This is a genomic window from Alcanivorax sp. IL2 (genome assembly GCF_047495475.1).
GTDB lineage: Bacteria > Pseudomonadota > Gammaproteobacteria > Pseudomonadales > Alcanivoracaceae > Alcanivorax.
The window spans coordinates 775,395-797,988 of sequence record NZ_CP179932.1 but is presented as its reverse complement, the minus strand read 5'-3'; the positions used below and the strand labels follow the sequence as shown (position 1 = coordinate 797,988).

The 22,594-nt window shown below is 58.6% G+C and carries 24 protein-coding genes; 6 read left to right on the top strand and 18 right to left on the bottom strand.

Going from position 1 to position 22,594, the window contains the following annotated elements; translation table 11 throughout:
- The first annotated feature begins 5 nt into the window (after nt 1–5).
- A complete protein-coding gene (locus ACMG4N_RS03685; RefSeq protein WP_414432916.1) occupies nt 6–761 on the top strand; it encodes a TetR/AcrR family transcriptional regulator in 756 nt (251 codons plus the stop codon).
- A gap of 88 nt (nt 762–849) precedes the next feature.
- On the opposite strand, the gene ACMG4N_RS03680 is transcribed toward ACMG4N_RS03685, so the two are convergent.
- The 3 genes from ACMG4N_RS03680 to mutM form a co-directional block, all read right to left on the bottom strand.
- The gene (locus tag ACMG4N_RS03680) at nt 850–1,383 is read right to left on the bottom strand and encodes a porin family protein (RefSeq protein ID WP_297764588.1); all 534 of its coding nucleotides are present in this window, start codon (nt 1,381–1,383) and stop codon (nt 850–852) included.
- A 30-nt stretch (nt 1,384–1,413) separates the two neighbouring features.
- On the bottom strand, nt 1,414–1,779 hold the full coding sequence (locus ACMG4N_RS03675) for a hypothetical protein (RefSeq protein ID WP_297764586.1): 366 nt from the start codon (nt 1,777–1,779) through the stop codon (nt 1,414–1,416).
- Nucleotides 1,780–1,989: 210 nt separating this feature from the next.
- Entirely contained in the window at nt 1,990–2,799 is an 810-nt protein-coding gene (mutM, locus tag ACMG4N_RS03670; RefSeq protein ID WP_297764584.1) for a bifunctional DNA-formamidopyrimidine glycosylase/DNA-(apurinic or apyrimidinic site) lyase, read from the bottom strand.
- 157 nt (nt 2,800–2,956) lie between these two features.
- Between mutM and ACMG4N_RS03665 the strand changes: the two genes are divergently transcribed.
- Together ACMG4N_RS03665 and ACMG4N_RS03660 are read left to right on the top strand one after the other, a co-directional pair.
- Entirely contained in the window at nt 2,957–4,936 is a 1,980-nt protein-coding gene (locus ACMG4N_RS03665) for a hydantoinase/oxoprolinase family protein (RefSeq protein WP_297764580.1), read from the top strand.
- Nucleotides 4,937–5,151: 215 nt separating this feature from the next.
- Nucleotides 5,152–6,345 (top strand): fatty acid desaturase, encoded by a 1,194-nt coding sequence (locus ACMG4N_RS03660; protein ID WP_297764577.1) that lies wholly within the window; start codon nt 5,152–5,154, stop codon nt 6,343–6,345.
- A 196-nt stretch (nt 6,346–6,541) separates the two neighbouring features.
- On the opposite strand, the gene ACMG4N_RS03655 is transcribed toward ACMG4N_RS03660, so the two are convergent.
- From ACMG4N_RS03655 to ACMG4N_RS03585, 15 genes are all read right to left on the bottom strand, one after another.
- Nucleotides 6,542–8,299, bottom strand: coding sequence for a hypothetical protein (locus ACMG4N_RS03655; protein ID WP_035248669.1), 1,758 nt, complete (start codon nt 8,297–8,299; stop codon nt 6,542–6,544).
- A gap of 22 nt (nt 8,300–8,321) precedes the next feature.
- The gene (locus tag ACMG4N_RS03650) at nt 8,322–8,594 is read right to left on the bottom strand and encodes a hypothetical protein (protein ID WP_297764573.1); all 273 of its coding nucleotides are present in this window, start codon (nt 8,592–8,594) and stop codon (nt 8,322–8,324) included.
- Nucleotides 8,591–9,262 (bottom strand): tetratricopeptide repeat protein, encoded by a 672-nt coding sequence (locus ACMG4N_RS03645; protein ID WP_414432915.1) that lies wholly within the window; start codon nt 9,260–9,262, stop codon nt 8,591–8,593. The genes ACMG4N_RS03650 and ACMG4N_RS03645 overlap by 4 nt, the downstream gene beginning before the upstream one ends.
- Nucleotides 9,263–9,277: 15 nt before the next feature.
- The gene (locus ACMG4N_RS03640; protein ID WP_414432914.1) at nt 9,278–10,147 is read right to left on the bottom strand and encodes a type II secretion system F family protein; all 870 of its coding nucleotides are present in this window, start codon (nt 10,145–10,147) and stop codon (nt 9,278–9,280) included.
- On the bottom strand, nt 10,140–11,060 hold the full coding sequence (locus tag ACMG4N_RS03635; RefSeq protein WP_297764564.1) for a type II secretion system F family protein: 921 nt from the start codon (nt 11,058–11,060) through the stop codon (nt 10,140–10,142). The genes ACMG4N_RS03640 and ACMG4N_RS03635 overlap by 8 nt, the downstream gene beginning before the upstream one ends.
- A complete protein-coding gene (locus tag ACMG4N_RS03630; RefSeq protein ID WP_297764561.1) occupies nt 11,057–12,217 on the bottom strand; it encodes a CpaF family protein in 1,161 nt (386 codons plus the stop codon). Before ACMG4N_RS03630 ends, ACMG4N_RS03635 begins: the two co-directional genes overlap by 4 nt.
- An 11-nt stretch (nt 12,218–12,228) precedes the next feature.
- A complete protein-coding gene (locus ACMG4N_RS03625; protein ID WP_297764557.1) occupies nt 12,229–13,419 on the bottom strand; it encodes an AAA family ATPase in 1,191 nt (396 codons plus the stop codon).
- Between the two features lie 4 nt (nt 13,420–13,423).
- Nucleotides 13,424–14,527 (bottom strand): type II and III secretion system protein family protein, encoded by a 1,104-nt coding sequence (locus ACMG4N_RS03620; RefSeq protein ID WP_414433298.1) that lies wholly within the window; start codon nt 14,525–14,527, stop codon nt 13,424–13,426.
- 58 nt (nt 14,528–14,585) lie between these two features.
- The gene (gene cpaB / locus ACMG4N_RS03615) at nt 14,586–15,428 is read right to left on the bottom strand and encodes a Flp pilus assembly protein CpaB (protein ID WP_414432913.1); all 843 of its coding nucleotides are present in this window, start codon (nt 15,426–15,428) and stop codon (nt 14,586–14,588) included.
- A 58-nt stretch (nt 15,429–15,486) separates the two neighbouring features.
- Complete coding sequence (locus tag ACMG4N_RS03610) at nt 15,487–15,945, bottom strand: TadE/TadG family type IV pilus assembly protein (protein WP_297764548.1); 459 nt, start codon at nt 15,943–15,945, stop codon at nt 15,487–15,489.
- 27 nt (nt 15,946–15,972) lie between these two features.
- On the bottom strand, nt 15,973–16,200 hold the full coding sequence (locus ACMG4N_RS03605) for a Flp family type IVb pilin (protein ID WP_297764546.1): 228 nt from the start codon (nt 16,198–16,200) through the stop codon (nt 15,973–15,975).
- A 456-nt stretch (nt 16,201–16,656) separates the two neighbouring features.
- Entirely contained in the window at nt 16,657–16,824 is a 168-nt protein-coding gene (gene rpmG, locus ACMG4N_RS03600; RefSeq protein WP_007151127.1) for a 50S ribosomal protein L33, read from the bottom strand.
- Between the two features lie 21 nt (nt 16,825–16,845).
- A complete protein-coding gene (rpmB, locus tag ACMG4N_RS03595; protein ID WP_035248690.1) occupies nt 16,846–17,082 on the bottom strand; it encodes a 50S ribosomal protein L28 in 237 nt (78 codons plus the stop codon).
- Between the two features lie 194 nt (nt 17,083–17,276).
- Entirely contained in the window at nt 17,277–17,951 is a 675-nt protein-coding gene (gene radC, locus ACMG4N_RS03590; RefSeq protein ID WP_297764538.1) for a RadC family protein, read from the bottom strand.
- Between the two features lie 49 nt (nt 17,952–18,000).
- Nucleotides 18,001–18,186 (bottom strand): four helix bundle protein, encoded by a 186-nt coding sequence (locus ACMG4N_RS03585; protein ID WP_414432912.1) that lies wholly within the window; start codon nt 18,184–18,186, stop codon nt 18,001–18,003.
- Between the two features lie 194 nt (nt 18,187–18,380).
- Between ACMG4N_RS03585 and coaBC the strand changes: the two genes are divergently transcribed.
- The 3 genes from coaBC (at nt 18,381) to ACMG4N_RS03570 (ending at nt 22,535) form a co-directional block, all read left to right on the top strand.
- Complete coding sequence (coaBC, locus tag ACMG4N_RS03580) at nt 18,381–19,580, top strand: bifunctional phosphopantothenoylcysteine decarboxylase/phosphopantothenate--cysteine ligase CoaBC (protein WP_272997416.1); 1,200 nt, start codon at nt 18,381–18,383, stop codon at nt 19,578–19,580.
- An 87-nt stretch (nt 19,581–19,667) separates the two neighbouring features.
- Nucleotides 19,668–20,120 (top strand): dUTP diphosphatase, encoded by a 453-nt coding sequence (gene dut, locus ACMG4N_RS03575; protein WP_297764529.1) that lies wholly within the window; start codon nt 19,668–19,670, stop codon nt 20,118–20,120.
- Nucleotides 20,121–20,138: 18 nt separating this feature from the next.
- On the top strand, nt 20,139–22,535 hold the full coding sequence (locus tag ACMG4N_RS03570; RefSeq protein ID WP_414432911.1) for a phosphomannomutase/phosphoglucomutase: 2,397 nt from the start codon (nt 20,139–20,141) through the stop codon (nt 22,533–22,535).
- The last annotated feature ends 59 nt before the right edge of the window (nt 22,536–22,594 follow it).

Sequence of the window (22,594 nt, the reverse complement as noted above, 5' to 3'; positions counted from 1 at the left end):
CGACTATGATCAAGACACGGAGCGGGCGCGAACAGGCGCTGGCAGAGCGCGAACAACTGTTTATTGAGGCCACCCGCCAGCAACTGTGCAACGAAGGCCTGCTCGGCATCCAGATGGCTGCCATTGCCCGAAGCTGTAATTTCGCTACCGGCACGCTGTACCACCACTTTGCCTCAAAAGAAGACCTGCTTATTGCGGTGTGTACGGAGCTGACCACGACTCGCCGGGACTACTTCCAACGCGTTGCCGACTCCGACCTGAGCACCCGTGACAAGATGCTGGCCTTCGCCGTGGCCTATGCCCTGTTTGCCCAGCACTACCCGGAACACTTCCGGCTGGAACAATATGTAATGACCGAAGTGGTCTGGCAGGCAGCGTCCGCCAACCGCCGGGAACAAATGCTGGAAGCAACCCAACCCATCGGCCGCATGGTGGAGCAGGTGGTCAAGGACGCCATGGAAAATGGCGAGCTGGAAACCCACGGTCTGGCCCCGCTGGCTTTCAGCATCGGCCAATGGTCCATGAGCATGGGCATGCACACCCTGATCCACGCCGAAGGGATTCTGGACATGTACGACCTGAAAGACCCCTACCGGATGTTGCTGCGCAATATTCAGCTACAGCTCAATGCCATGCAGTGGCAACCGCTGGCTGGCGATCCTTTCGACGATGCTGAACTCGACCAGAAAGTGGATGACTTGTGCAGAACACTTTTCAGCGATCTTTGCAGTGAAAAGAAGCATTGTCTCGCGCTTGGCTGACAAGCCCAGCCCTCCAAGCTTCTTCTCACATAAAAAAACCCCGCGAATGCGGGGTTTTTTTATTAGCCATTTCCAGGGCAGGAAAAGACTAGAACTTCCATACAGCAGACACAGAAGGCCCATCAATGCTGATGTCGTATTCATCATCACGATATTGGGTATATTCAGCATTGATGCCGATACGATCCGTCAGATCCATGTCTACGCCTGCAGCATAGGAGGCATCATTCCAGTTATCACGACCTGAGACACTCCCGTCCAGACGCTCTCGACCACCGGCTGCACCCACAGCCGCATAGGGCGTCAGGGCTGTCTTGTTTTCCCATTTCACCCGCAGATATGCGCCATAAAAATAATCCTGCTTGTACTCCACATCTGCACCGCCGAAGGTTTCTTCGTGATTCACGACGGTGGTGCCCAGTCTCAGTTCGGCACCGAAGTAGGGTGAAATATCAGCACCCAGTTTGGCAACCAGATTCCCGGTATCAAATTCACCATCGCTGAAGGAACGGTCACTGTGGTCAAGCTGCGCGTAACCCACGGCAAGGTACCCATCAGCATGGGCATTACTGGCGGACATCCCAAGCACACACAGCGCCAGAGAGGCATAAACCTTTTTCATGTCGACTCCTTGTTATTCAGCCTTGCCGGCTTATTTTTCCTGAGCTTTTCTTGTTTTCTTTTCAGCAACAAGCTGGTCGTGCTGGGCCGGGGTGCAGCCGAGACAACGCAGAAACGTGCTGCGGGCCGGAGCTCTTACCAGTTTCTCGGCAGCCTCATCTTCATTACCCCCCAGCAGACTGACTGGCAGCGTGACGGTAAAGAGCGCAAAGCCCACCAGCGTTGAGGCCGCCAGCACCGGGCGGGCAATCAGGGCGTCCCCGATCATGGCCACTTCGCCTGGGCGATTATCCACGTCCCCCATGGATCGGGCATGGGTAGCAAGCGGCGTCATTGCACTCAGCACCAAGGTGGAGGCGAGAACAGATGCCACTACCGGGCGCTTTGCTCGCTTCATGGTGAATCCCTCTTGTGTTTTTATAGTTAAAGTATCGCTGACATTGTTCCAGCTAAGTCGTTAATATTCCGACAATTGCATCACAATCTACACCTTTGTTCGTAGCCCAGCAATAGGTTGCATGGTCAATTCATGACCAACTTCCCCTGGCTGCGGACCCGGTCTCACCCGAGGCAAGCTCCTCACAAGACGCCCTGCATGCAAGGGCCCCTAGCGCTGGCACTGCGGGCAATAGCAGGTACTGCGCTGGCCATGGCGATCTGCCTTGAGCAACGCCCCACATTGCAGGCAGGGCTGCCCGGCCCGACCATAGACATTAAGGGACTGGGCAAAATAGCCTGGCTGGCCATCCGCACTGGTAAAGTCTTTCAGGGTCGTGCCGCCCGCCTCGATAGCCTTGGCAAGCACCGCCCGAATGGCATCCGCCAAGCGCTGATACCGCTCCCGGGAAATCCGGCCTGCCGCCCGGGAAGGATGGATGCCAGCAAGAAACAGGCTCTCCTGCGCATAGATATTGCCCACGCCGACCACCGTGGCGTTATCCATGATGAAGCTCTTTACCGCCACCTTGCGACTCCGCGAGCGGGCAAAAAGCCAGTCACCATCGAAACCCTCCCCCAATGGCTCCGGACCAAGCGCCGCCAGTAACGAATGGGGCTCGCCTCCAGGCTGATACAACACGCTGCCAAAACGGCGCGGATCGTTGAAACGAAGCACCTTGCCACTGTCTAGCAGCAGATCCACATGGTCATGCTTGCGCAGCGGCAGAGCGGCTTCGACCACTCGCAGAGTGCCGGACATGCCGAGGTGAATCATCACCTGGCCCGCCTCCAGCTCAATCAGCAGATATTTGGCCCGGCGGCGCAGAGCAATGACGGGGCAGTCCTTCAGCCCATACAGGCCATCGCTGACCGGCCAGCGTAAACGCGACTCACGCACGGTGACGCCTTTCAGGATGCGCCCTTCCAGATGGGGGCGAATGCCTCTGAGGGTGGTTTCCACTTCGGGTAATTCGGGCATGAAAAAAGCAGTGAATGGTTAATAGTTAACAGTGAATAGTTAAAATTCACCCGCTTCGGGTATGGTAGCACCACCGGGGCCAACAGATACGCCCTGTTTTTCGCTGTTAACTTTTCACTGTTCACTGTTCACTGTTCACTGTTCACTGTTCACTGCTATGTCCGTTTCCTACTGGCTCGGCGTCGACACCGGCGGCACTTTTACCGATTTTGTACTGCTCGGGGACGGCGAACCGCGCATTCACAAGGTACTGTCCACGCCCTCAGCTCCCGAACAGGCCATCCTGCAAGGCATAGGCGAGCTTGGGCTCGGGGACGCCATGAGTGCGGGCCAGCTGGCCATCATCCACGGCACTACGGTGGCTACCAATGCGGCACTGGAAGGCAAAGGCGCCCACACAGTGCTGATCACCAACCAGGGGCTGGAGGATATTCTTCGCATCGGCCGGCAGAACCGGGCAGAGCTGTACAACCTGACGCCGACACCACCGCCCTCGGTGCTGGAGACCCTACCCGTTGCCGGAACACCTTGCCGACTTGATGCCCAGGGCAAGGAAGTAACACCACTCAATGACGCCGAGCTGTCAAAACTGGTGGAGGAGGTGCTTGCCCACCAGCCGCAATCTGTGGCCCTGTGCCTGCTGTTTTCCTACCTGAATCCGGCCCATGAGCAGCGCATCCGCCAGGCCCTGGAGGCTGCCGGCCTGCCGGTCAGTGCTTCCCACGCCATTTTGCCCACACGGGGAGAGTATGAGCGTGGCATGGCCACCTGGCTGAATGCCTGGCTGGCTCCGAAAGTGTCGGACTATCTGCAACGCCTGCAGCAGGCGACGACGCCCGCGCCACTGGCCATCATGCAATCCCACGGCGGCACCATTGCCTCCGATCAGGCCGCCGACCTGGCAGTTAATCTGCTGCTGTCCGGCCCTGCCGGCGGCCTTGCCGCCGCCAAGCGGCTGGGCGAGCAACTCCAGCAACCGCAACTGATGACCTTTGACATGGGCGGCACCTCCACGGACGTTGCCCTGCTGGACGGCGACCTGAGGCTAACCCAGCAGGGCCACATTGGCCCCTATCCGGTGGCGGTTCCCATGGTCGATATGCATACCATCGGCGCCGGTGGCGGCTCACTGGCCTATGTGGATGATGCGGGCCTACTCCACGTGGGGCCGCATTCCGCTGGCGCCGACCCGGGGCCAGCCTGTTATGGCCGTGGCGGTGACCGGGTCACAGTCACCGACGCCAATGTAGTGCTCGGCCGTCTGCAACCGGATTTCGCCCTGGGCGGGACCCTGTCACTGGATGTGGCCGCCGCGAAAAATGCCATGCAGCAGCTGGCAACACAGCTTGGGCTCGGCATGGAGGAAACGGCCGAAGGGGTATTGGCACTGGCCAATGAACACATGACCCAGGCACTACGGGTGATTTCCATCCAGAAAGGCTTCGACCCGGCGGATTTTGCCCTGCTCAGTTTTGGCGGTGCCGGTGGCCTTCACGTCTGCGCCCTGGCAGACAATCTGGGCATGCGCCGGGCCATTGTCCCCCGTCGTGCCGGCGTCCTTTCTGCCGAGGGGCTGGTGTATGCGCCACGTAAACGCGAACACCTGCAGGCGCTGCCCGAGGACAGTGACGACAAGGCACTGCAATCCCTGATCGCTGCTCTGCAACTGCAAGGCGACGAAGAGCTGATTCACGAAGGGGTCCCTGAGCGCGACATTCAGCACCGGGTCTTTGTGGATATGTGTTACCAGGGCCAATCATCCGTATTACAGATACCATGGCAAATTGACGCCGCAGTGCGAGAAAAGCAGTTCCACGCTGCCCACGAGCAGCGCTTCGGCCACCGCCTCGCACTGCCAGTACAACAGGTGAATATCCGGGTGCAAAGCCTGGCCACCACCTCGCCGCCTCGCCAACCGCCTTTGCCTGCGCGCACCGGCAAGGCGACCCGACACGCGCAACTGCCCGGCGTGAACCAGCCGGTGACCGTTTATGACCGTGAAGCCCTGGGCACCGGCCAGACCCTGCATGGCCCGGCATTGATCAGCGAAGCGGTGGGAACGACCTGGCTGGCCCAGGGCTGGCAGGCCTCGGTGGATCAATATGGGCATTTCTTGCTGGAACGCTCTCCCACCTGACGCCAATCCGTTTGGGCGATCTCTGGCCGCATCACCCGGGTTTTGCTTTTTTACGTCCTGCGTCAGGCGTCAGGTCCAGGCGCTCTTTTTCCTACCGTTCATCCGCCCCTGGCCAACCCTTGGCCCGAAAGTCCGAATTTGACCCATCCGGCACCTTCTTCCTGTCATCCCGACTGGGCACAATAGGAGCTCCGTTTTTACCTTGTGCGACTTTCATGCTGAATTATCTGAGCAACGGCCTGCTGGCCCCGAGTCTGGGTGTCCTGATTCTGATCACCCTGGCCATGACCCACATCACCATTGTCGGCGTCACCGTATACCTGCACCGCTATTCCGCCCACCGGGCCCTGGAACTGCATCCGGTGCTGAAACATTTCTTCCGGTTCTGGCTGTGGCTGACCACCGCTCAGAACACTCTCGAGTGGACCGCCATCCACCGCAAGCACCATGCTAAATGCGAAACCGAAGACGACCCGCACAGCCCGCAGGTCAAAGGCATCAAAAAGGTCCTCAGCGAAGGTGCCGAGCTTTATCGTGAAGAAGCGGAAAACCAGGAAACCCTGAAAAAGTACGGCGCCGGCTGCCCGGACGACTGGGTTGAGCGCAATATCTATTCCCGTTTCCCCATGGGCGGCGTGACTCTCATGGCCGTGATCGACCTGCTGCTGTTTGGTGCCGCCGGCATCACCGTATGGGCGATTCAGATGATGTGGATTCCACTGTTCGCCGCCGGTGTCATCAACGGCATCGGCCATTACTGGGGCTATCGCAACTTCGAGTGCGCCGATGCTTCCCGCAATATTTCGCCCTGGGGCATCCTGATCGGCGGTGAAGAGCTGCACAACAATCACCACACCTACCCGAACTCCGCGAAACTGTCCGTGCGTCGCTTCGAGTTCGATATGGGCTGGGCCTGGATTCGTCTGTTTGAAATGCTGGGTATGGCCAAGGTGAAAAAAGTCGCCCCCAAACCGGCCTTCGAGAAAAGCGCCAGCAAAGTGGACCTGGATGCACTTCGCGGCATCATGCAGCATCGCTTTCAGGTAATGGCTACCTATCGCAAGACTGTCATCGTGCCAGTTTTCAAACAGGAACAGTCCCGCGCTTGCGACGCTACCCGCGACTTGTACGCCCGTGCCCACGCCCTGTTTCATCGCGACATCAGCCTGATCAAGCCCGGCCAGAAAAAGCGGCTGCAGAAGCTGACGGAAAGCAACGAAACCCTGGATGCCATCTACCAGTTCCGTTTACGCCTGCAGGACATCTGGACCCAGACCAGCCGTAATTCTTCGGAGATGGTAGAAGCTCTGGAGCAGTGGTATCACGATGCCCGAGAGTCAGGCATTGCGGCCCTGCAGGAGTTTGCCGACCAGCTGACTCGCTATCGGCCAGCGACTGTGTCGCACTGATTTTCAGTTGTCGAGCACCACAAAAAAAGGCCGCATTTTTGCGGCCTTTTTTTGTGGTGCCAGGTTGGCAGTCTTCGAAGAACACGAAACTCAATATCCAGGCTGAAGCAGAGGAGAGGGCGCGAATAGGCAGAGTACTCCAGTGCCAACATCACCTCTGATTAGCCGTTTCCTAAAAGAGCGACCGAAAGGGCCATCACTGATCCGGCTGCTCAACCGCAATATTCTCGATCAGTTGGATACCATCCTGGTTGGCCGCACTGACATTAACGCTAATACCCCCCAGCCCAACACCCAGGGTTCGTAGCAAAGGATTGATAACAGCCTCCGCGAGGCTTGATATGACATCATTCAAAAGCACAAGCACCGGATCCACAATAGGGGTCAATAGCGGCGTCAGGTTAATCAAGCCAAAATTGCTCCTGAGAAGCGAAGCCTCATGAACCGTTATATCCAGATCCAGACCAGACAACCCATCACCCAGATCGTTGTGTTGTGACTGATCGCATCCTTCAATTGGATCACAATACAAATTATAGCGAGGGTCCATGAACACCGTTTCTTCAACACCGGGAACCTCCCCCTCCACTTCCGCGTTCAGATAAAGTATGCCTTCGATGGGGGGAAGCAGCCCAGACAACAGCGACAATCTACCAACATTTGCTTCCAATCGCTCTGGCAGTAACTCGCCCCCCGGCCCCAACCGCCCGGTTACAATACGAGCCACTTCCCGCTCAAGATTAACGCCAAACTCCACCGAGTTTGAGCGCCCTCTAGCGCAATCAGCGGAAATTAATTGGCCTTCGCCGCCGCCTGCATTGACGGCCAGAGGGACCGTTAAATCCGCAAGAGAAAATGTCAGCAGGGGACCCAGGCTTATCGGCAACAATTCTACCTGTGCGGATAACTGCAACGTCACATCCGGCGCATAAAAACGGGTGACCCATTCCCCATCCGCGTCCTGACGAGCAGGACCGACAGCTACAGTCGGTGGCTCACCCACGTTCAAGCCAAGGTCCACCGAATTAATATTGGCGATAAGCGGGACAGACAGGTTGTTGATAGTTAGCGGCAACGACAGCAGGCCGCCGGCTCCAGCCTGCTGCTGCTCAGCCAGATTGAGCACCAGGCTGATGACTAGATCATAGACAGGAAACTCACTGGAAGCAGGAACAGAGGCATTTTCCACCACATTGATAATGTCTCCCACTTTGACAGTATCGATTCCTTGGGCCGTTACAATATCATCCAATAGATCGGCAACCGGCGCCGTAACGTCTCCAACATCACCAATGGCCGCCGCTAATTCGGACGCATCAAGCGCCAGGAGATCCACCAGGTCATCAACACCGACTGCTGTCAACAAATCGCCTAATTGCACGGTGGTATTTTCTAGGCTGTTGAGGTCAGTCGGATCAAGACTGAACCCCGGCTGATTGAGAACAACGCCTAGCAAACTGCCCAGCAAGGTGGCATCACCGCCCACGCCTGCAGTGCTGCCAGCCGCACTGACGGTTGCCACCACCTCCTTGCGCACAGCAGCATTGACGGAAATATCAATGCCCCCGAACACCGATTGCGGCAACAGCATGGAAATCGGTTCTGTGCGGGTATAGCTCACCAGCACCGCATTACTTTGTTCGATAATATTGACGGGAGCGAAAGCCACCACACCATCATTATCGGTATCATCAATCACACCGAGCTGCACTTCCAGCTCTTCAGCAGCACCCTGAAAGCCCTGGGCGGCTGCCGCCGCCAATGCGCGCTGCTGGACAAGGGCAGTGCTGGGTGCTTGCCCACCACAGGCCTGAGCCTCTCCTGCTGCAGCCTGGGCCGCCACATTCACTTGAGCCTGCATATCACTGCGCAAACTGTAAAGGCGCGCACCATCCAGCGCCATGACCGTGAGGGTAATGACGATCAACAGCAACAGCGGGGTAATGACTGACAAGGCCCCGCGTTGCCGGAGACGGTTAATTGTCGTCTCGGGTCTGTTCACCGAAGCTTTCCGGAATCGCGGTACGGAAGGAGTCTGCCAGTCGGCGCTGGGTATCCACATAAAGCGGCGCAGCCAGCTCGCTCTGCCCTGCCGGGCGAGAATCGCGCTGCTGGTTGAGCAACCAGTCAGTCACTGTCTCGGATTCATTGCTGACGACCTGCCCGGAAACACCAAAGCTATAGGTTTGCTGCGGTTCCGCCGCCAGAACCGCTCCAGGCAACACGAGTATCAAGGCCAGTTTTTTCATTGTCGGGTCCTCCCGAACTGTTCACTGAGCTTCTCGGCATAGGCGATTTCATCCTCCGAGAACCCATAATTGGACTGTAACGCTTGCAGCCCTTCACGGTCATCGGTCATCAGATAGGCTACTGCCAGATTCTGACGAACCGGTCCCTTGCCATTCGCCAGTTCCAGAGCGGTACGCAACTCGAAGGCGGCATCTTCATAACGCCCAACCAGCATCAGCGCATAGCCATAATCATTACGCACTTGCGACGTGGCAGGCGCAAGACTTCGTGCACGCTCCAGATGCGACAGCGCCGCCATGACTTCATGACGCTTTAACAGCACCATACCCAGTCCATGGCGGCTGCGCCCATCATCACAGCGGTTGGCGAGGGTCCGATATACCTGTTCGGCCTCATCCAGCTTGCCGGAGGCTGCCAGCAACTGGCCGTACCTCAGCCAGTGATCAATGGCGCTCATGGGCTTGCTTTCCAGCTGAGCAAGAGCCGCATAATTACGCCCCTTGGCCATCAGGGTATCGACCATTTCCAGATCCACACGCTGCTCTGGTTGCAATGCGTCCTTGCAAGCAATTGCTGATACATCCACTGTGCCGGGGGCCGACTCCGGAACCGACTGGTGGGCACAACCCGCCAGCAATGCCAGTGCTCCCCAAACCATGCCACGCATGTTGTTACTCCCTTGTTATCGTGCCAATGCATCGGCGATGGAAATCACCGCCGGTCCGCCGATCAAGATAAACAGTGCCGGCAGCATGAATGCCATCATTACCACCGTCATCTTGGCGCCGATCCGGTTGGTTTCCTCACGGATGCGGTTACGTTCCACGTTCTGGGCTTCTTCAATAATCTGATCCAGGCTCGCTGAGACACCCGCACCCAGTTGGCTGCTTTGCTTCATCAGCACCACATAGCTACGCAGCACCGGAATACGTTTGTTTTCACCCAGTTCATCCAGCGCCTGAGTCCGCTCCGCGCCAGACTTCATGAGCCGGTTAAAGCGGTCTATTCGCATAATGAGAATGGGCAAAAGCGGTCGCCCCTGGCGGCCGATGATACGCAGCACTCGTTCCAGAGAGAGCCCCGCCTCCATCAGCATTCGCGTCATGTGACAAAGCTCTACGGCTTCCAGGTTCTGCCGCAACTCGGCCTGAGCACCCATGCCACGAATCGTCCGCCGCGGCACAATAAACCCTAGAGCCGACGCCAGCAGACCACCCAGCAAACCAAAAACCAGAAACCCCACCAACGCCACCAGGCCCGGCAGCAGCCAGCAGGACAGCAGATAGATAACCTGGGATTTTTCGCGGCTCTTGCCCATGCCTGCCAGCGCCTGGCGAATCTCCTGATAATCGCCGGAAGCGACAGAGGAATCCGTCAATGCACTGGAAAGCTTCCAGAGCCAGAACCCCCGATCCTCATCGTCCCGATGACTGCCGCTATCCTGCAAACGCTGACTGACACGCGCGCGAAGCGCCCAGTCCCGAGTCTTGTATACCAGCCACAAGGACAACGCGGACAGAACAATGGCGATTATCAGCAACACATTATTCACGGCCCACCCCCTGGATCATCCGCCAGATCACGAGGACACCCAGACCCTGCAAGATACCGGCGATCAGCAGCATGGTGTGGCCGGTATCCGTGTTCAGCAGAACCTCGGCATACTTCTCATTGATCAACATCATGTACGCGGCCATACCCAACGGCAGCAGGGTAAAAGCGCCGGCGGTAAAACGGGTCTCTGCGGTGGAAGCAAGAAACTCCCGGCGCAGCTCCTGTTGAGAGCGCAGCGAGCCGGCAACCTGCTCCAGAACCGGCCGAATGGAGGAACCAAACCGGGCAGAAGTGCGCAAGGCAATGGAAACCAGCACCAGGGACGACACCTGATAAAGCCGGGAAAAATCTTCAAACAGGCCGGTGTAATCCCGTCCGGATTCAATGGCACTGCGCAACCGGAAGGTCAACGGCGCAAACACGGGCGGCGCATCCTGAAAGGATTCCAGTAGGGATGCCTCCAGAGACCGACCCGCGCTCATATAGCGCAAGGTGGATTCCATGATTCCGGGCAGTGATTCAAAAATCATGCGCCGTTGTTGCTGGAAGCGAAACCGCCAGTACATCCACAGACTTGCTGCCAGCAACGCCATTACCACGGCAGCCGCAATGAAACCCGACGATGCCATAACCAGCACCACGATCAGGAAGATAACGATACCGAGCAATGACAACTGCACTCTGGACAGGCGGATATCCGCACGCAGCAACAGCCGCTCCAACGGCCCGGCCACTACCCGCACCTGCCCGGACTCACTGCCAATTTCCGTACGCTGCTGCAAACGCTGGCGTACCCGCTCGGTGAGCAGGCTACGTTGCCGGTAGCGGAACCAGACGAGCTGCATCAGCACGGTCAGCACGGCAATAATGCCGAGCATCTGTGCCATGCCGAGCAACTCCACCGCACTCATTCCTGACTCCTGTACAGGTAATCCATGTGGTAGAGGTCATTTTCCGTGGGTGTCAGGGCCACCACCTCACTGACTCGGCGGCGGCCATCGGGCAGCCTTTCCAGCTGAATGATGATATCCAGCGCCGAGCCGATCAGTCGGCCGATGGCGGTTTCGCTGGCTTCATAACCACTTACCGCCAGCAGGGTTTCGATTCGCACCAGGGCATCGCGGGTGCTGTTGGCATGAATGGTACTCATGGAGCCGTCATGGCCGGTGTTCATGGCCTGGAGCAATTCGATGATTTCGTTGGAACGCACCTCGCCAAGAATAATCCGGTCAGGGCGCATCCGCAGGGCGTTGATGACCAACTCCCTGGCACTGATTCTACCCTTGCCTTCGGTATTGGCCGGGCGGGTTTCCAGACGAACCACATGGGGATGGTTAAGCACCAGTTCGGCAGAATCCTCAATGGTGAGAATACGCTCCTGACGAGGAATGTACTGGCTGATCAAGTTCAGCATGGTGGTCTTACCGGTACCGGTACCACCACTGATGATGATATTTCGCTGCGACTCCACTGCCTTGACCATGGTGTCCAGGCACGCCTCGGTCAGGGAACCGCTGTCAATCAGCTCCTGGGCACTCAGGTGGTTACCGGTAAATTTGCGGATACTGATACTGGGGCCATCAAGGGCCAGCGGTGGAATAATCGCATTGACCCGGGAACCATCCGGCAGGCGAGCATCCACCATGGGGCTTGATTCATCCAGCCGGCGCCCCAGGGGAGCCAGCATGCGACGAATCACCCGCACCACATGATCATCATTGATGAACCGCACCGATGCCTTTTGCAGCACCCCGGCCACCTCAATGAAGACGCTGTCAGGACCATTCACCAGAATATCGTTGATCCGAGGGTCTGCCAGCAACGGCTCCAGTGGGCCATAGCCGGTAACCTCGTCCAGCGTATCGCGGACCAGCTGATTAAGATCCTGGGTGGACAGGGGCACCCGGTTAAGCGCGATATGCTGCCCTGCTGCGGTCCGGACAAAATCCGCAAGCTGATCGCGGCCGGCATTGCCTACCTCGATGCCCTCTTCATCCAGCCGCTCCACCACCCAGCGATGAGTGCGATCCTTGAGGTGCTGGTACTCCGCGTCGATTCGTCCCGCCACAAGCGCTCCTGCTATCCGTTGCTACGCAGTCGTTGCCACCAGCTGTCACCGGCACCGTTTTCCTGCTGGGACTCCAGTTTGTTCATCAACGTCTGCAGGCTACGGCTGTAACGACAGCGGGGAGACTGCTCTTGAATCGGCAATCCACTGTTCATGGCCATCAGACGATGACGCCAGTCCATGGGCAATCCACCCAGCAGACTCACGCCGGCGGTTTCCGACAGTTCATCCAGCCCCGGCGGCACCTTGCCTTCCATGCCGTCCACAACAAGATGAACCTGGCTATCGCGGCCAAGATGGGAACGCCATTCATTGCCCAGGGTCCGCACGGCATGGGCCTGGTCCACCAGCGGCTGCATGGTGATCAACAGGTGGCGAGCATGGATGCCCAGCGCCCGCACCCAGTGGCGGCTCTCCAGCGTGCCCACATTAATCACGATGCGATCGAACATCTGCATCAGATGATTGAGCGCAATAAACAGATCGGCACTGCGATCTCCCTCCAGCTCACGGCTGTCGATACCGCCGGCCAGCAATCGCAGTCCCGGCCGATACTCTTCCAGAGCGGTGCCGATCAGGGTTTCATCCAGGGTTTCCGGGCTCGCCAGCAAGTTCTCCAGGGTGTATTCGTTATGCACATCCAGATAGAAAATACCGCGCTCGGCGGGCTGGGTATCAATGGCCAGGCAACGCTCATTGGGAAACAGGCGATTCAACCCCAACGCCACATTCTGAGCCAGAAAACGGGTATCCACCGTGGGGCTGGCTGCTGCCACCAGGGTCAGATTATTGGTAGCCGAACGCGCCTGATCATCATAGTGACCGACCCGTAGCAATTGATGGCGGCGCAAGCGATCCCGCACATCACCGGCTTCACTGCCTGCCACAAAACAATCCCGGGCACCGGCACGCATGGACTGCAGCAGCAATTCCTGATTGGCGCGGGCACAGACGGTAATCACGGTTACCCAGGGGCGTGCACTGGTCAGGGCAGTGATAATGGCCAGTGACTGGTCCATATCCACTTCGGAAATTTCCACCATCACCACATGCGCAGTGGTGGCTTCCAGCAAACGCAGCACCCGGGTCAGGTCGCTGCGGCTGACCTGTTCCAGCCGGAAAGGCTCATCCACCACCCGTTCCAGCCAGGCCTCGATGCCTTCATCGTCAACGACGGAAAGAACAATGTCATGATCACTCATAGCATCACCAGCTCAGGCCGTGACGAATGGGCTGGGAACCACGACGGCTTTCCGTGGCCATATCCAGCCAGCCCATGCTGCTACTGTGGTAACCAGCACCGGGCAAGGTCACAGGAGGTTCGGTACTTTTCTGTGGTGTCACCAGATGGGGCGTCACCACCATCACCAGCTCCTTGTCACTTTTCTCGATACGCGAAGAGCGGAAAAAGGCACCCAGCAGCGGAATATTGCCGATACCCGGCAGGCGGTCACTGTTGTTGATGGTATTGCGACTTACCAAACCACTGATGATAAAAGTCTCTCCTGGCGCCAGAGACACGGTGGTCTCTGCTCGCCGCACCCGTAGGCCCGGCACCGCCACGCCGCCCGTTTCCACCCCGGCGGAAAAATCCAGTTCGGACACTTCCGGCGCCACCTTGAGGATAATCTGCCCGGCATCAATCACCGTAGGCGTCAGGCTCAGGCCAATACCGAATTCCTTGAATTCGATCTGTATGCCGCTGTTGTCACTGCGAATGGGAACGGGAAACTCACCGCCTGACAGGAAACTGGCGCTCTGCCCGGACAGGCTGGTCAGCGAGGGTTCCGCCAGGGTATAGGCAAAACCGCCGGCTTCCAGGGCGTTGATCGCCAGGACGGAATTGGGACCGAAACCAAACAAATTAAACCCGTCACTGCTCAGTGGTGCCGGCACCACTCCCGGCACCTGGAAACCGGTCCCCGGCGGAGCAATGCCCACGGCCGACTGGCCATCATTGAAGATATTGCTATAGCTCATGCCCAACTGGTTAAGTTCCGAGCGACTCACTTCCAGCACCCGGATATCTGTCTGCACCTGGGTACCAAAGGGCAACGCTGACCCCAGTGTTGTTGCGACTACCACAGTACTGCGTAGCGGTTTTGACTCACCGCGCAACCATACTGATATCACCGCCGACCCCTCAGCCTTGGCCGTGAGTAACAGCTCCTCACTGCCGGTCACGGTAAGCGCTGCCACCTTGGGGTCCGACGTCGCCACCTTGGCCACAGCATCCGGGAAATTCAGGACTTTCTGATCTCCGGGCGCGACCCGCATGGTGCCTTGAAGGGTTTCCGCCTGCGCCACCATGGCAAGCGACAGGGAGAACCACAGTGCCAGGCAGGTCCCGGCCCCCTTCCACAACCACTTAACGCACATAGGTGCTCCTTGACTCTGATCCCTCATACACTTCCACTTTCTGACCCGGTGTCGCCCGTGGTGCAGGTGCGCGGGCCGCCGGGAACAGATCCTTGTAGTAAACCGGTTTGGCTTTCTTTTCTTCGTCGCTGTCGTCAGCTGCCTTGTCCTGGCTGGCCACCACCGCCAATCGCAACGTACCTTCTTCCGAGGCAAGCAGCAGTGTCGGCACCTTGTCTTTGGGCACCGCCAGAACCACCGTATTGTTGCGGCGCTGGGCCTCGCGATCCTGATCGCTGCTGGCCGCTGCCATGGCACCCTTCACGGCAAGCACCTGAAGGCTGCGCAGCAGCACCATGGCAGCCGGGTTATCCCGTTCCGATTTGCGAAATGCCACCGCCACATCCACCAGATCGCCGGGTTGCAGCAAACCACCGGCCATGACCACATCATCCACCCCTACCGCCACGGCGCGGAAGCCGGAGGGCAGAGTGCTTGGCAGGGTGCCGCCAGGCTCAAGGTGGTTGCGGGAAAGCAGCTCGCCCGGACGGGCGTATTGACGTAATTCCTTGCCGACTACCTTTTCATCGGCGGTCAGCACATTGGGGATGGGGGCCGGCGAGGACACTACCGCCAGAACCTCTTCATCCAGGGAGTCACCAATGTTGAGACTTTCAGTGACGACCCAATAGCGGTAACTGGGCGTTTCCTGATCGCGCACATCCTCGCCAGAGGTATTATCGCGGACTACCAGCGACGGTGCCGGGTCGCGACTTAATCCCACCAGCGCCAGTATCAGCGCAACCAATGCCACCGCCAACGCCGGCAGCATGTAGAGCAGTCTTGATCCCATGTTCTCTCCGGAACATCCCTGTCAAATATTGATTCTTTTGCCGATCCGCATTTCTAGATCAAAACGCAGCCCGGGCATCCACATCCAGTTGTGCCGGCAGGGGCGGAAAATCCCCCAGCATGCCGAAACTCAACACCGGCACAATCGGGTTGGTTTGATAATTGGGGTATACCAGACTGCAGCGAAGCACTACTACCCCCCCCGCGATGGTTTCCAGCCCGCAGGCCGAAGCCGTATTCAGGTTATCCCTCAGGGTTTCCGGTAACTGCGCCACCAGGCCAGCCAGAGCCGTGTTCGCTCTCTGCGTTACAGCTGTGCCGATGTTACTGGCCTCGTTATCGGACCTGTCCACATACAGCGCCGTGGATACTGCGGTATCCACGGCGGCCTGCATACGATACTGGGCAAAGAAGGTCAGGCCGTAGACCGCCGCACCATAAAGCATGGCTATCACGAAGGGGAAAAGCATTAAAAACTCTAATGCCACCGCCCCTGTTACTCTCCGGCGTATCCGCATACTTCGCACCCGAACGTCGGCTAGACCTTACGAACCACCAGCGTTGGAGGCGTCAGAGAACAGATCTGTAAATGCAGTATTAATAGTGGTCTGGACAGTATCATTGGTTGCCAAAACACCAATGATAATTATCAGTGCGGCAGCCAGCACGATGTATTCAAGCGCACTGGCACCACGCTGGTTACGTGCCCGCCCTGGCAATTGGGTGTACAGGCGGATCATCAATAAACGAAACATATCTTTAAAGGTACTCATAGTGCTCTCCGTTGCACGTCCCTTGATGTGAACATTACGTGAATGCATATGCGAAAAAGTGAACTACTTATTTAATGCTATGCATCTGAGAAGTGCATCACAACTTTCAGTGCGTAGTGTTTTGTTGCGATGTACCGCTTTCTGTAAACGTAGCACCAGAGTACCGGCAGCAGCATGGCAAAAGCCCCATTCGGGCCTGAAAGGTGACGAACGGTGTTTCAAAAGCACAGAATTGCACGTATGTGACAGACAAAGGTGGTGGCTTTGTGATATCGATTTGAACATCGGTGAACTATTGCCACCCGTCAGGAGAAAATCCGCCGCGGCCAGCCGACAAAAACCCACCTTCAAACCACCCTTATTTGCCCTCCCTGGCCAGATTTCGGACATAAAAAAACCCGGAACAGAATCCCGGGTTTTTTTATGTCCGTTGCCAGGCAGGCAGGAAGAAAATCGTTACTTGATCTTCGCTTCCTTGTAGGCCACGTGCTTGCGCACGACCGGATCATACTTCTTGGTTTCCATCTTTTCAGGATGGAGACGCTTGTTCTTGGTAGTGGTGTAGAAGTGCCCCGTGCCAGCAGAGGACACCAGGCGGATTTTTTCACGAATAGGACCGGCCATGGGTTAGCTCCTTAATTAGCCTTAAACACGCTCGCCGCGAGAACGGATGTCAGCCAGCACGGCATCAATCCCTTTCTTGTCGATAATACGCATGCCCTTGGAGGTCACACGCAGGCGCACAAAGCGCTTCTCGGACTCAACCCAGAAACGATGGTGGTGCAGATTCGGCTCGAAACGACGCTTGGTCTTGATGTTCGAGTGAGAAACTCTATTGCCCGTTACAGGGCGCTTACCGGTCACCTGGCAAACCTTGGACATTGTCTTGCTCCGTAAATCTTCTTGCGGGGGGACGGTAGAGCCCCGGAAAAGGCGCGTTTTATACCAATCTGCCGGTCAAGTTTCAAGCTAAATCTTGGATATTCGACCGGATGGGCCAGGATTCAGGGACTTACCTCGACCCCGCCAGGACCTGGCAGGGCAAAAATACCCGACAGGGGATTTTCGCAGCCTGACTAAACAGCCCCTCTCGAGGCCAGCGACACCCAGCCACCGTCACCGATTACCAGATGATCCAGCACCCGTATCTCCAACAGCCCAAGCGCCTCTACCAGCCGCCGGGTGATGGCATGGTCCGACTGACTGGGTTCGGCCACGCCGGAAGGGTGGTTGTGAGCCAGAATCACCGCAGCGGCATTGTGCTCCATAGCCCGGCGCACTACTTCCCGCGGATACACCGCTGCCGCATCGATGGTGCCCTGAAACAACTGTTCGAAGGCAATCAGGCGGTGTTTGTTATCCAGAAACAGGCAGGCAAACACTTCGTAAGGCAGCCCGCGCAAGCGCGCGGTGAGTAGCTGCCCGGCCTTGTCCGGGTTATCCAGTGGCAACCCTCGCTCCAGCGGTTCCGCCAGATAACGCCGCCCCAGCTCCAGGGCCGCCAGCAACAGGGCGCGCCGGGCCGTGCCCATACCCGGTAACCGGGCCATGCGCTCCGGCCCGGCATCCAGCAGGGCCCGCAGCCCGCCCCCTGCCGCCAACTGTGTTCTGGCCAGATCCACCGCTGTCATACCCTGTTGGCCAGTGCGCAGAAAGATCGCCAGCAGTTCCGCATCACTCAGTGCTCCCGCCCCTCTCGCCAGCAACTTTTCCCTGGGCCGCTCATCCGCCGGCCAGTCGGTTATGGCCACAGGAACGCCTCACAGGGCATGCGACCCCGCAACACGGAATAATCAGACATCACGCAGCCTCCAGCCTTCCCAGCATTCCCGACATCAGCGCAAACACCTTTTCGATCACGGTGATATTGGACGGGATTCCCAGCGCCGTTCTTTCCATCTGGCCAGCCAGCCCAAAGCGTTCTTCTCTCGACCACCCCTCGGTCATGCCATATATCCTTCGGCCAATTCCACCGCTTCCTGGCAAACTCTCAAGTTCTTATAGCGCCGATTCTCTCTTTCCATCTTCCTGCTCCTGATCTTTCCGTGTTGCGTCCTTGCATGCTGCGTGCCGCGTCTCTTTTACAGTGCTACCCTATGCGCCTCGATTAATAGCATTCCGGGGGCAGCATCGGCAGACGAGATTTGCCATGATTGCCGTCAGCCAATAAGGGTTCTCGCATGCATCGTCTGGTGAACAAACGCATCCTTCTGGGAGTCACGGGCGGAATTGCCGCCTATAAAGCCGCAGACCTGGTTCGCCGCCTGCAAGATGTTGGCGCCCAAGTGCGAGTGGTGATGACCCAGGGAGCCTGCGAATTCATTACCCCGTTGACCATGCAGGCCCTGTCCGGGCATCCGGTGCATACCACCTTGCTGGACCCCACCGCGGAAGCCGCCATGGGCCATATCGAGCTGGCCCGCTGGGCGGATCTGGTGCTGATTGCCCCGGCCTCAGCAAACTTCATGGCGCGCCTGGCCCACGGCCATGGCAACGACCTGCTTGCCACCCTCTGCCTGGCCACCGGCGCCCCCATCGCCATCGCGCCGGCCATGAACCAGCAGATGTGGGCGGATACCAGCACCCAGAAAAACCTGCTGATCCTGCAGGAAAAGGGCATCAAGGTGTTCGGCCCCGGCAGCGGCAGCCAGGCCTGCGGCGAAATCGGCGCAGGGCGGATGCTCGAACCACTGGAGATTCTCCAGCATGCCGCCGAGGTATTCGATTACCAGCTGCTCACCGGCAAGCATGTGGTGATTACCGCAGGTCCTACCCGCGAAGCCATCGACCCGGTGCGCTATATCACCAACAAGAGTTCCGGGAAAATGGGCTTCGCCCTGGCCGAGGCTGCTGCCGAAGCCGGTGCGCGAGTCACCCTGATCGCCGGGCCGGTCAATTTGCCGACCCCGTCACGGGTAGACCGAGTGGACGTGAGCCGTGCGGTGGACATGTTCGATGCCTGCATGAAAACCGTGGACGAGGGCTGTGATGTATTCATTGCCACCGCCGCTGTAGCCGACTACCGCCCCACCGTCACCGCCGACCACAAGATCAAGAAATCCACCGAGGAAATTCACCTCACACTGGTAAAAAACCCGGACATCGTGGCGTCGGTGGCAGAACACGACAAACGCCCCTTCACCGTGGGCTTCGCCGCTGAAACCCGGGATGTAGTGGCGTACGCCCAGGCCAAACTGGTGAACAAGAAACTGGACATGATCGCTACCAACGATGTGTCCGGCAGCAATGTGGGCTTCAACAGCGACAACAACGCTCTCACCGTCATCTGGCCCGGTGGCCACAAGGTGCTGCCGCTGGCCTCCAAAGCCCAGATCGCCAAACAACTGATCGAACTGATTGCGATACGGTATAAAGATTAACAACGCCAGACACCTGACCCCAGATGCCAGACGCCCGCCGCGTCCGGCGTTCAGCATCAGGTGTCCGGCCAATCAGGAACTGACTCCATGAAACTGCAATACCGCGTTCTCGACACCCGACTGGGCGACACGATTCCTCTGCCCCATTACGCCACCGACGGCTCCGCCGGACTGGACCTGCGCGCCATGGTCAAAGAGCCACTGACGCTGGAACCGGGGCAGACCGAGTTACTGCCCACCGGCATGTCCATCCACATCAGCGATCCCGGCTATGCCGGCATGATCCTGCCGCGCTCCGGGCTGGGCCACAAACACGGCATCGTGCTGGGCAATCTGGTGGGACTGATTGATTCCGACTACCAGGGCGAGCTGATGGTGTCCTGCTGGAACCGTGGCAACCAGCCATTCACCGTGGAACCTGGCGAGCGCATTGCCCAGCTGGTGATCGTGCCGGTGATGCAAGTGCAACTGGAACAGGTGGAGACTTTCACCAACACTGAGCGGGGCAGCGGCGGTTTCGGCCACAGCGGCCGCCACTGAGCCTGATCCGGAGGGGATATGGGGAACAACAAGAAGAACAATAAACGCGCCGACGTGAGCGTATTCAAGCCACTGGCGCCCCTGCTGATTGCTGCCCTGGCTGCCATCCTGGTGGCCGGCGGCGCTACCTGGCTTTACCAGACCCGGGTCGCAGACGCGGCACAACAACAGCAAAACGCCACGCAGCTTGCCCAGTCCATCGCCAACCTGGGGCAGAGCCATATCCAGGCACACCAGCAGCAGCTGGCGTTGCTGGCCACCCGCAACGATGTGGAGCAGGCACTATCCGCTGACACCATCGCGAACTTTAACGCCCGTCACCACCAGTGGTTGCCGGATGCCAGCCTGCGCCTGGTGCCACGCCGTGGCGCGAATACTGATGATTTCAGCTATACCGCCCAGGAACTGCTCAAGGAAGTGCGTCTGGGCCAATCACCGGGCCCGGTCATCATCGCCGGCCAGCCCCCCACCCTGATTCTGGTGAAAGCCACCCGCAACCAGAGTGGCGCCCTTCTGCTGCAACTGCCTCTCAACGCATTGGCGAAAAGCCTGCAAGACCTGGCCCCCGCCGGTAGCCAGCTGCAGGTAACCTTCGCTGGCAACAACCTCTTCAAGCAGCCCGGCAGCAACAATGGCACCCGTGCAGACGCTACTGCCGGCCCGGTGGGGGTCCAGCTGACGCTCCCCCCCACCGACAGCAATCTGCTGATGATCAGCACCATCGTTGTGGCCCTGGGCATCGTGCTGTTGTTACTTGGCACCCTGGTGGTAAATCGCTTGCTGGCCCGATTTCTCAAGCAGGATTGTGCCGAGCTGGTCCGTTACTGCGACGAGCTCGCCCGCCAACCCGGGGTCAGCGCCCGCAATCACTTCCATTTTCCGCTTTTTAGCACCGTCAACGACGCCCAGGCGCGCATGGCAAGCAAGCTCCGCGAGCGGAGCGGGCCAGCTCGCCCGGCTGCCAAAAAACAGTCGGAAGACCTGGTCGTGGTGGAAGAGAATGACGACGGCATTCTGCTGATGGACGAGGAGCACGGAGAAACCCTGCCGGACAGCATCTTCCGTGCCTATGACATCCGTGGCGTGGCCGGCGACACACTCACCGCCCAGGGCGTGTATCTGCTTGGCCGCGCCATCGGCACCGAAGCTGGCGAAGCCGGCCAGCAAAGCGTACTGGTGGCCCGGGACGGGCGCCTGTCGAGCCCGGAACTGAGCCGTTCGCTGATCAAGGGCCTGCTGGAATCCGGTCGCGATGTTATCAATCTGGGGCTGGTGCCCACTCCGGTGCTCTACTACGCCACCGAAGTGCTGGAAACCCGTAGCGGCGTCATGCTCACCGGCAGCCACAATCCGCCCAGCCACAACGGTCTGAAAATCGTCATCAATGGCGACACCCTCTACGGCGAGCGCATTGCTGCCCTGCAGGAACGTATCCGCAGCAAGTCGTTCAGCGAAGGCCAGGGCCGCGAGGAAGAGCGCGATGTCGCCGATCGTTATCTGGACGATATTCTCAGCGATATCGTGTTGGCGCGGCCCCTCAAAATCGCCATCGACTGCGGAAACGGCGCTGGCGGCGAACTGGCTCCACAGCTCTTCAGGCAACTTGGCTGTGAGGTCACCCCTCTCTACACCGATATCGACGGCAACTTCCCCAATCACGCTCCAGATCCGGGCAACCCGGAGAACCTGGCCGACCTGATCAGGATAGTGCAGCAGGAAAATCTGGACCTCGGCCTGGCCTTTGATGGCGACGCTGATCGCGTGGCGGTGGTCACCAACAGCGGCGAAATCATCTGGCCCGATCGCCTGTTGATGCTGTTCGCCAAGGATCTGCTGGGGCGCAGCCCGGGCGCGGACATTCTCTTTGACGTAAAATGCAGCCGGGCTCTGCCGGCCATTATCCGCAAGAACGGTGGCCGCCCGATGATGTACAAGACCGGGCACTCGCTGATCAAGGCCAAAATGAAAGAGTGCGGTGCGCCGCTGGCCGGCGAGATCAGCGGCCATATCTTCTTCGCCGACCGCTGGTTCGGCTGCGACGACGGCCTTTACGCCGGCGCTCGTCTACTGGAAATCCTCTCTCTTCAGGATGACAGCGCCAGCCAGGTGTTCGACGGCCTGAAGACCGGCCTCACCACCCCGGCCCTGTACATTGATGTGAGCGAAGAAAACAAATTTGCCCTTGTCGACGCCCTCGCCGCTCGCGCCGAACAATTCGCCGGTGGCCGCCCCAACACCATCGATGGTTTACGGGTGGACTACCCGGACGGCTGGGGCCTGGTGCGCGCCTCCAACACGACACCGTCGCTGGTAGCCCGTTTCGAAGGCCGCGACGAGGAAGCCCTGGCAAGGGTCAAGGAACAGTTCCGCAAGCACCTGCAGGCCGTGGACGACAGCCTGGAATTGCCGTTTTAAGTTAGAATCAGACAGCCGAGGCGTTGAGTGTTCAACGCCCTGGCTAACGCCATGCCCTA

Bases quoted from the DNA above. Each gene is read 5' to 3' on its own strand.
- ACMG4N_RS03605 (WP_297764546.1), bottom strand. From the start codon at position 16,200: ATGAGTACCTTTAAAGATATGTTTCGTTTATTGATGATCCGCCTGTAC.
- ACMG4N_RS03625 (WP_297764557.1), bottom strand. From the start codon at position 13,419: ATGAGTGATCATGACATTGTTCTTTCCGTCGTTGACGATGAAGGCATC.
- ACMG4N_RS03645 (WP_414432915.1), bottom strand. From the start codon at position 9,262: ATGCGTGGCATGGTTTGGGGAGCACTGGCATTGCTGGCGGGTTGTGCC.
- rpmB (WP_035248690.1), bottom strand. From the start codon at position 17,082: ATGTCCAAGGTTTGCCAGGTGACCGGTAAGCGCCCTGTAACGGGCAAT.
- ACMG4N_RS03650 (WP_297764573.1), bottom strand. From the start codon at position 8,594: ATGAAAAAACTGGCCTTGATACTCGTGTTGCCTGGAGCGGTTCTGGCG.
- ACMG4N_RS03610 (WP_297764548.1), bottom strand. From the start codon at position 15,945: ATGCGGATACGCCGGAGAGTAACAGGGGCGGTGGCATTAGAGTTTTTA.
- cpaB (WP_414432913.1), bottom strand. From the start codon at position 15,428: ATGGGATCAAGACTGCTCTACATGCTGCCGGCGTTGGCGGTGGCATTG.
- coaBC (WP_272997416.1), top strand. From the start codon at position 18,381: ATGCATCGTCTGGTGAACAAACGCATCCTTCTGGGAGTCACGGGCGGA.
- ACMG4N_RS03675 (WP_297764586.1), bottom strand. From the start codon at position 1,779: ATGAAGCGAGCAAAGCGCCCGGTAGTGGCATCTGTTCTCGCCTCCACC.
- ACMG4N_RS03680 (WP_297764588.1), bottom strand. From the start codon at position 1,383: ATGAAAAAGGTTTATGCCTCTCTGGCGCTGTGTGTGCTTGGGATGTCC.
- ACMG4N_RS03685 (WP_414432916.1), top strand. From the start codon at position 6: ATGATCAAGACACGGAGCGGGCGCGAACAGGCGCTGGCAGAGCGCGAA.
- mutM (WP_297764584.1), bottom strand. From the start codon at position 2,799: ATGCCCGAATTACCCGAAGTGGAAACCACCCTCAGAGGCATTCGCCCC.
- ACMG4N_RS03665 (WP_297764580.1), top strand. From the start codon at position 2,957: ATGTCCGTTTCCTACTGGCTCGGCGTCGACACCGGCGGCACTTTTACC.
- ACMG4N_RS03620 (WP_414433298.1), bottom strand. From the start codon at position 14,527: ATGGTGGCGCAGGCGGAAACCCTTCAAGGCACCATGCGGGTCGCGCCC.
- dut (WP_297764529.1), top strand. From the start codon at position 19,668: ATGAAACTGCAATACCGCGTTCTCGACACCCGACTGGGCGACACGATT.
- ACMG4N_RS03660 (WP_297764577.1), top strand. From the start codon at position 5,152: ATGCTGAATTATCTGAGCAACGGCCTGCTGGCCCCGAGTCTGGGTGTC.
- ACMG4N_RS03635 (WP_297764564.1), bottom strand. From the start codon at position 11,060: ATGAGTGCGGTGGAGTTGCTCGGCATGGCACAGATGCTCGGCATTATT.
- rpmG (WP_007151127.1), bottom strand. From the start codon at position 16,824: ATGGCCGGTCCTATTCGTGAAAAAATCCGCCTGGTGTCCTCTGCTGGC.
- ACMG4N_RS03570 (WP_414432911.1), top strand. From the start codon at position 20,139: ATGGGGAACAACAAGAAGAACAATAAACGCGCCGACGTGAGCGTATTC.